We start from the raw sequence: 7627 nt of genomic DNA on the forward strand, positions 1-7627 counted from the left end.
TTAAGAAGCGTGCTCTACGGGATCGCCACCGCCACCACCGCCCTGCTCCTCGCCGCCCTGCTCTCGGCGCTGCTCCGGGTGCCCGCGCTGCGGCTCGGACTCGTCGACCGGCGGCGGGTGCGGCCCGTGCCGCTGCTCGGCGGTGTCGCCGTGGTGGCCAGTACCTGCCTGGTCGCGGCGGCCGGCGACTGGACCGGCGCGGCCCCCCTCAGCGGCGGGGTGGCAAGGCTGCTGGCGGCCGGTGCCGGGGTCGCCGTCCTCGGGCTGGTCGCGGACGTGTGGCGGCTGAAGACGCGGCTGCTGCTGGTGGGCGCGGCCGCCGCGGCGGCCTGTGTGGTGCCCTACGACGAGACCGGGCTGCCCATGGGCATCCTTTCCGTGGTCTGGATCGCCTGCGTGGCCGCCGCCTTCCGGGGGCTGGACCACGCCGACGGCCTCGCGGGCACGGTGGGCGTGCTCACCGCCTTCGGGGTGGGGGCCTGCGCGGCGGCCGAGGTCATGGACGACCTGGCGGTGCTGCTGAGCGTGCTGGCCGCCGCCCTGACCGGCTTCCTCATGCACAACTGGCATCCCGCGCGGACCACCTTCGGGGCCTGCGGTGCGCTGTTCACCGGCTTCGTGCTCGCCTCGTCGGCCGTCCTCACCCGCAGCGGCTACGACCCGGTCTCCACCGCGGCCGTCCTCTTCCCGCTCACCGCGACGGCGAGCGCCGACGCCCTCCTGATCGTGCTGTCCCGGAAGCTGGCCCGCCGGGCGGTGGCGCGCCGCGGCCCCGACCACCTCGCGCACCGGCTGCGCCGGCTCGGCCTCACCCCGCAGGGCGCGACGGTCCTGATCGGCATCGGGACCTTCTCCGCGGTGCTCGTCGGCGTGCTCCTCCACACGGACTGGGCCGGGCGGTCGAGCGTACTGTGGGTGGTCGGCGTGACCCTGGTGGTCGTTCTCGGGCTGCTGCGGGTCCCGGTGTACGGCCCCCGCCGCCCCGCGGACGTACAGACCGCGCGGCGGCAGACCGGCACCCACGGCGCCCGGCGGCAGACCGACGCCCACGGCACCGGGCGGCACGAGAGCGGCCCCGTCGCCGGGAACCAGAGCGCCCCGCGCGGCCTGCGGAGCCAGGAGGCCCCCCTGCGCGGTCCTCGGAGTCAGGCCGACGCCTACGAGCCCAGGGGCCGGGACCCCTACGAAACCCGGGGCCGGGACGCCGCCCAGGGCCCTCGTCGTCAACCTGAATATTCCGCCCGGCCGCCCCGGCAATCCACATCGCCGCAGGTCAGGGGACCCTTGCGTGTAAGTGATAGATAAGACTTGAGTCGGCTCGACTCACCTCTGTTGACCCCGGGGAAGGGCTCGTGCACACTTGAGTCCGTTCCACTCAAGTCAGCTGGAGGAATTCACCATGGCACGTGCGGTCGGCATCGACCTGGGCACGACTAACTCCGTCGTCAGCGTTCTGGAGGGCGGCGAGCCCACCGTCATCACCAACGCCGAGGGCGCCAGGACCACGCCGTCCGTCGTCGCCTTCGCCAAGAACGGCGAGGTGCTGGTCGGTGAGGTGGCCAAGCGTCAGGCGGTCACCAACGTCGACAGGACCATCCGGTCGGTCAAGCGCCACATGGGCACCGACTGGAAGATCAACCTCGACGGCAAGGACTTCAACCCGCAGCAGATCAGCGCCTTCGTGCTGCAGAAGCTGAAGCGGGACGCCGAGGCGTACCTGGGCGAGAAGGTGACCGACGCGGTCATCACCGTCCCGGCGTACTTCAACGACGCAGAGCGCCAGGCCACCAAGGAGGCCGGCGAGATCGCCGGTCTGAACGTACTGCGCATCGTCAACGAGCCGACGGCCGCCGCCCTGGCGTACGGCCTCGACAAGGACGACCAGACGATCCTCGTCTTCGACCTCGGTGGCGGCACCTTCGACGTCTCCCTGCTGGAGATCGGCGACGGCGTCGTCGAGGTGAAGGCCACCAACGGTGACAACCACCTCGGTGGTGACGACTGGGACCAGCGCATCGTCGACTACCTGGTCAAGCAGTTCCAGGCCGGCCACGGCGTCGACCTGTCCAAGGACAAGATGGCACTCCAGCGCCTGCGTGAGGCCGCGGAGAAGGCCAAGATCGAGCTGTCCTCGTCCACCGAGACCTCGATCAACCTGCCCTACATCACCGCGTCCGCCGAGGGCCCGCTGCACCTGGACGAGAAGCTCACCCGCGCTCAGTTCCAGCAGCTGACGGCCGACCTGCTGGAGCGCTGCAAGACGCCGTTCTTCAACGTCATGAAGGACGCCGGCGTCTCCATCAACGAGATCGACCACGTCGTCCTCGTCGGTGGCTCCACCCGTATGCCCGCCGTCGCCGAGCTCGTCAAGGAGCTGACCGGCGGCAAGGAGGCCAACAAGGGCGTCAACCCGGACGAGGTCGTCGCCATCGGCGCCTCGCTCCAGGCCGGTGTCCTCAAGGGTGAGGTCAAGGACGTCCTGCTCCTCGACGTGACCCCGCTGTCCCTCGGTATCGAGACCAAGGGCGGCATCATGACCAAGCTCATCGAGCGCAACACCACGATCCCGACCAAGCGGTCCGAGATCTTCACCACGGCCGAGGACAACCAGCCGTCCGTGCAGATCCAGGTCTACCAGGGCGAGCGCGAGATCGCGGCGTACAACAAGAAGCTCGGCATGTTCGAGCTGACCGGTCTGCCGCCGGCGCCGCGTGGCGTCCCGCAGATCGAGGTGTCCTTCGACATCGACGCCAACGGCATCATGCACGTCACGGCGAAGGACCTCGGCACCGGCAAGGAGCAGAAGATGACCGTCACCGGCGGCTCCTCGCTCCCGAAGGACGAGGTCGACCGGATGCGCCAGGAGGCCGAGCAGTACGCGGAGGAGGACCACCGCCGCCGCGAGGCCGCCGAGACCCGCAACCAGGGCGAGCAGCTCGTCTACCAGACCGAGAAGTTCCTCAAGGACAACGAGGACAAGGTCCCGGGCGAGATCAAGACCGAGGTCGAGGCCGCGGTCAGCGAGCTCAAGGAGAAGCTCAAGGGCGAGGACACGGCGGAGATCCGCACCGCCACCGAGAAGGTCGCGGCCGTCTCGCAGAAGCTCGGCCAGGCCATGTACGCCGACGCCCAGGCCGCGCAGGCCGCGGGCGGTGCCGGTGACGCCGGTGCCGGCCAGGCGAAGGCCGACGACGACGTCGTCGACGCCGAGATCGTCGACGAGGACCGTAAGGACGGTGCCGCGTGACGGAGGAGACCCCGGGCTTCGACGAGCAGCAGCCCGATGTCCCCTCCGGCGCCTCGACTGACGACGCCGAGCCGCAGGCCGCCTCCTCCCAGGAGAAGGGGGCGGCCCCGGCCGGGGACGCGGATCGGACGGCCGGTCTGACGGCGCAGCTGGACCAGGCCCGCACGGCGCTGGGTGAGCGCACGGCGGACCTCCAGCGGCTGCAGGCCGAGTTCCAGAACTACCGCCGCCGGGTCGAGCGCGACCGGATCGCGGTCAAGGAGATCGCCATCGCGAACCTCCTGACCGAGTTGCTGCCCGTGCTCGACGACATCGGTCGCGCACGCGAACACGGCGAACTGGTGGGCGGTTTCAAGTCCGTCGGCGAGTCACTGGAGACCGTGGCGGCGAAGATGGGGCTGCAGCAGTTCGGCAAGGAGGGCGAGCCCTTCGACCCGACGATCCACGAGGCCCTGATGCACAGCTACGCGCCGGACGTCACCGAGACGACCTGCGTGGCGATCCTGCAGCCCGGGTACCGGATCGGCGAGCGCACCATCCGCCCCGCGCGGGTGGCCGTGGCCGAGCCCCAGCCGGGCGCGCAGACGGTCAAGCCGACCGAGGACGCCACGTCCGCGGAGCAGGCCGAGGACAAGGAGAACGGTGGCCCGGAGGAGGGCTGACGTCAAAACGAACGCAGGGAAGGAGGGGCGTCGGGGATGAGCACCAAGGACTTCATCGAGAAGGACTACTACAAGGTCCTCGGCGTCCCCAAGGACGCCACCGAGGCCGAGATCAAGAAGGCGTACCGGAAGCTCGCCCGCGAGTTCCACCCGGACGCCAACAAGGGCAACGCCAAGGCCGAGGAGCGCTTCAAGGAGATCTCCGAGGCGAACGACATCCTCGGTGACCCCAAGAAGCGCAAGGAGTACGACGAGGCCCGCGCACTCTTCGGCAACGGCGGGTTCCGCCCGGGGCCGGGCGCGAGCGGCGGCAACTTCAACTTCGACCTGGGCGACCTCTTCGGAGGCGGCGCCCAGGGCGGGGGCGGCGGTTTCGGCGGCGGTCTCGGTGACGTCTTCGGGGGCCTGTTCAACCGGGGCGGTGCGGGCACCACGCGCACCCAGCCCCGGCGCGGCCAGGACATCGAGTCCGAGGTCACGCTGAGCTTCACGGAGGCCATCGAGGGCGCCACGGTGCCGCTGCGCATGTCCAGCCAGCAGCCGTGCAAGGCCTGTTCGGGCACCGGCGACAAGAACGGCACACCGCGCGTGTGCCCGACCTGCGTCGGCACCGGGCAGGTGGCGCGCGGCTCGGGCGGCGGCTTCTCGCTGACCGACCCTTGCCCGGACTGCAAGGGCCGCGGCCTGATCGCGGAGAACCCGTGCGAGGTCTGCAAGGGCAGCGGACGGGCGAAGTCCTCGCGGACCATGCAGGTGCGCATCCCCGCGGGCGTCCTGGACGGCCAGCGCATCCGGCTGCGCGGCAAGGGCGCACCGGGCGAGCGGGGCGGCCCGGCCGGCGACCTCTACGTCGTCGTGCACGTCGCCGCCCACCCGGTCTTCGGCCGCAAGGGCGACAACCTCACCGTCACCGTGCCGGTCACGTTCGCGGAGGCGGCCCTCGGCGGCGAGGTCCGGGTGCCGACGCTCGGCGGGCCGCCGGTGACGCTGAAACTGCCTCCCGGCACGCCGAACGGCCGTACGATGCGAGCCCGTGGCAAGGGAGCGGTCCGCAAGGACGGGACGCACGGCGACCTGTTGGTCACCGTCGAGGTGAGTGTCCCGAAGGACCTTGCGGGGAAGGCTCGTGACGCGCTGGAGGCGTATCGCGAGGCGACCGCGGGCGAGGACCCGCGGGCGGAGCTGTTCGAGGCCGCGAAGGGAGCATGAGAGAGATGGACGGCCGCCGTCGCAATCCGTACGAACTGACGGAAGACACACCGGTGTACGTCATTTCGGTGGCCGCCCAGCTGTCCGGACTGCACCCGCAGACACTCCGTCAGTACGACCGGCTCGGCCTGGTCTCCCCGGACCGCACCACCGGCCGGGGCCGCCGCTACTCGGCCCGCGACATCGAACTGCTCCGCCAGGTGCAGCAGTTGTCCCAGGACGAGGGCATCAACCTGGCCGGCATCAAGCGGATCATCGAACTGGAGAACCAGGTCGCCGCCCTCCAGTCCCGCGTCGCGGAGATGCAGGCGGCGCTGGACGGCGCGGCGGCCGCGATGCGCCAGCGCGAGGCCGCCGTGCACGCCTCCTACCGCCGGGACCTGGTCCCGTACCAGGAGGTCCAGCAGACCAGCGCGCTGGTGGTGTGGCGTCCCAAGCGCCAGCAGCAGTCGGACTGACCGCGCGCACGAGCGGAACAGGGGCCCGGAGGTTCACCCGAACCTCCGGGCCCCTTCGTGCTCGACCGGTCCCGGGCCTCGGCCACCGGGGCCGTCGTGCGTCTGGCCTGGTTCGTTCGGTCACCTGCTCGGGGGCGGATTGACGGTGCGAATCCGCCCGGGATCTCGACTCGCGGTGAATGGAGTTGGTTGTACGGATCTTTGCCTTCCGGTTAACCACTGTTCGGTGGAGGGTCCGTAAAGGGCGTTTGGAGGGGATTCCGCAGAGCCTTCACACCGGAAGCGGAGCGTGATGTTGCCATCTCGTTAAGTGGTACGGCTTGACGGAGATGGTCGCCGCCGCGTTGGCTTTTCAGTCACCTGGGCCGCAATGCTGCGCCCGCGTCCGGAAGGCACCAGAAGTGAGCACCTCGATGCGTCGTATCGCCATAGCCGTGGCCGCGCCCACGTTGTCCCTTTCGCTGGCCGCATGTGGCGCGCTCGGTGGGTCCGGGAGCAGCAGCACCGCGAGCCCGACCAAGGGCAACGACGTGACAGTGGGTCTGCTGCTGCCGGAGACGGCGAACACGCGGTACGACAAGTTCGACTACCCGATCATCAAGCGGCAGGTCGAGTCCCTGACCCGGAACCAGGGGCGGGTCGACTACGCCAACGCGGGCGCGGACGCGGGCAAGCAGGCCGAGCAGATGCAGAAGATGATCGACGACAAGGTCGACATCATCCTGCTGGACGCGGTCGACTCGCACGCCATCGCCGACCAGGTGAAGAAGGCCAAGGACGCGGGCATTCCGGTCATCGCCTACGACCGCCTCGCCGAGGGCCCGATCGACGCGTACATCTCCTTCGACAACGAGCTGGTCGGCCAGGTGCAGGGCCGCTCCCTGATCGAGGCGATGGGCGCGGACACCGGCTCCGGCAAGATCGTCATGATGAACGGCTCGCCCACCGACCCCAACGCCAAGCAGTTCAAGGCAGGCGCGCTGTCGGAGCTCAGCGGCAAGGTGACGATCGCCGCGTCCTACGACACCAAGGACTGGAAGCCGGAGAACGCCACGGCCAACATGGCCCAGGCGATCGCCCAGATCGGCAAGAACAACATCGCCGGCGTCTACTCGGCCAACGACGGCATGGCGAGCGGTGTCATCAAGGCCCTCAAGGCCGCGGGCGTCACCAGCCTGCCGCCGATCACCGGCCAGGACGCCGAGCTCGACGCGGTGCAGCGGATCCTCGCGGGCGAGCAGTACATGAGCGTGTACAAGTCCTACCCGACCGAGGCCGAGAACGCCGCCGAGATGGCCGTCGCCAAGGTCCAGGGCAAGGACATCCAGTTCGACTCGCTCACACGTGACAAGGTGACCAGCCCCACCAACAAGGACGTCCCGGCGCAGCTCGTCTCCGTCGTCGCCCTGACCAAGAGCAACATCAAGGACACGGTCCTCGCCGACGGCATCTACAAGGAGTCCGAGATCTGCACCGCCAGGTACAGGTCGGCCTGCGCCGCCAACGGCCTCAAGTAGTCCTCACGGGCCGTGGGAGCCACCGGGACCGATCCGGTGGCCACCGGCTTGATCCGGTCACGGGCGGCGCTCGCCGCACCCCTCCCGCGCGCCGTACGGGGCGCACTGCGCGGGCGCGGACCACCGATCGGGCGACGTGCCGGGACCGAGGGTGACGCGGGCGGTCGCCGCCGCCGGGTCACCGGGCCGCCGTTGCCGTCGTGCACGGCAAACACCCCACGCGGGCGCCGCACCGGCGCGACAGCTCACGTCGGCGCCGCACCGGCGCCACACCTCACGTCGGCGCCGCACCACCGCAGCACCCCCCCGGCGCCGCACCCCGCCGCACCGTCGCCACGTCCAGGAGGGGCGCTCAGGGTGCGCTCAGGGTGCCGTCCAGGAGGGGCGCTCAGGGTGCGCTCAGGGTGCCGTCGAGGAGGGGCGCTCAGGGTGCCGTCGAGGAGGGGCGCTCAGGGTGCGCTCAGGGTGCCGTCGAGGAGGGGCGCTCAGGGTGCGCTCAGGGTGCCGTCGAGGAGGGGCGCTCAGGGTGCCGTC

The 7627-nt window shown here is 70.5% G+C and carries 6 protein-coding genes; all 6 read left to right on the plus strand.

The window, feature by feature from the left end; translation table 11 throughout:
- Positions 1–9 precede the first annotated feature (9 nt).
- Entirely contained in the window at positions 10–1305 is a 1296-nt protein-coding gene (locus tag AB0A61_RS01600) for an MraY family glycosyltransferase (RefSeq protein ID WP_361284338.1), read from the plus strand.
- 94 nt (positions 1306–1399) lie between these two features.
- Entirely contained in the window at positions 1400–3247 is a 1848-nt protein-coding gene (gene dnaK, locus AB0A61_RS01605; RefSeq protein WP_361284341.1) for a molecular chaperone DnaK, read from the plus strand.
- Positions 3244–3909, plus strand: coding sequence for a nucleotide exchange factor GrpE (gene grpE, locus AB0A61_RS01610; protein ID WP_361284344.1), 666 nt, complete (start codon positions 3244–3246; stop codon positions 3907–3909). Before dnaK ends, grpE begins: the two co-directional genes overlap by 4 nt.
- 36 nt (positions 3910–3945) lie before the next feature.
- Positions 3946–5118, plus strand: coding sequence for a molecular chaperone DnaJ (gene dnaJ / locus AB0A61_RS01615; RefSeq protein ID WP_361284347.1), 1173 nt, complete (start codon positions 3946–3948; stop codon positions 5116–5118).
- Between the two features lie 5 nt (positions 5119–5123).
- Positions 5124–5576 (plus strand): helix-turn-helix domain-containing protein, encoded by a 453-nt coding sequence (locus tag AB0A61_RS01620; RefSeq protein WP_361284350.1) that lies wholly within the window; start codon positions 5124–5126, stop codon positions 5574–5576.
- 413 nt (positions 5577–5989) lie between these two features.
- Positions 5990–7093, plus strand: coding sequence for a substrate-binding domain-containing protein (locus tag AB0A61_RS01625; protein WP_361284989.1), 1104 nt, complete (start codon positions 5990–5992; stop codon positions 7091–7093).
- Positions 7094–7627: the final 534 nt, after the last annotated feature.

Origin of the sequence: Streptomyces sp. NPDC046197 (genome assembly GCF_040646295.1) — a bacterium.
Taxonomy (GTDB): Bacteria; Actinomycetota; Actinomycetes; order Streptomycetales; family Streptomycetaceae; genus Streptomyces.

Excerpts from the sequence above, each read along its gene's own strand:
- dnaK (WP_361284341.1), top strand. The coding sequence starts at position 1,400 with ATGGCACGTGCGGTCGGCATCGACCTGGGCACGACTAACTCCGTCGTC.
- dnaJ (WP_361284347.1), top strand. The coding sequence starts at position 3,946 with ATGAGCACCAAGGACTTCATCGAGAAGGACTACTACAAGGTCCTCGGC.
- AB0A61_RS01620 (WP_361284350.1), top strand. The coding sequence starts at position 5,124 with ATGGACGGCCGCCGTCGCAATCCGTACGAACTGACGGAAGACACACCG.
- AB0A61_RS01625 (WP_361284989.1), top strand. The coding sequence starts at position 5,990 with ATGCGTCGTATCGCCATAGCCGTGGCCGCGCCCACGTTGTCCCTTTCG.